General features: G+C 58.8%; 1 protein-coding gene. It reads right to left on the bottom strand.

All coding sequences use genetic code 11. The features are described 5' to 3' along the window. On the bottom strand, positions 1 to 408 hold a 408-nt coding region (locus JWG88_RS21445; RefSeq protein WP_205235857.1), incomplete at both ends, for a pyridoxal-phosphate dependent enzyme.

Below are 408 nucleotides of genomic sequence, written 5' to 3'. Positions count from 1 at the left end.
GCGATACGCAGGATCTGCGCCTTGGTTTTCTCCGGTTTTGCCGAGGCATCGATACCGATGACGTTACGGGCGCGGCCGTCGGCGGCGAAACCGACCACCATACCGGCCTGGGTGCTGCCGGTGACGGAGCACACAACGATATAGTCAAACTTGAAGCCCAGCTCTTTTTCCTGCTGGCGCACTTCTTCCGCGAAGCCGACGAATCCCAGCCCGCCGTAAGGGTGTTCGGAACAACCGGCCGGGATCGGGAAGGGTTTGCCGCCGTTTTGCGCCGCTTCTTCCATGGCGTTTTTCCAGCTTTCGCGAATACCGATATCAAAACCGGCGGCATCCAGACGAACATCGGCGCCCATAATGCGCGACAGCTCAATATTACCCACCCGGTCATACACCGCATCGGCATAATTC

It is taken from the genome of Desulfopila inferna (assembly GCF_016919005.1).
GTDB classification, from domain to species: domain Bacteria; phylum Desulfobacterota; class Desulfobulbia; order Desulfobulbales; family Desulfocapsaceae; genus Desulfopila_A; species Desulfopila_A inferna.
This window is presented reverse-complemented; position numbering and strand designations above follow the sequence as displayed.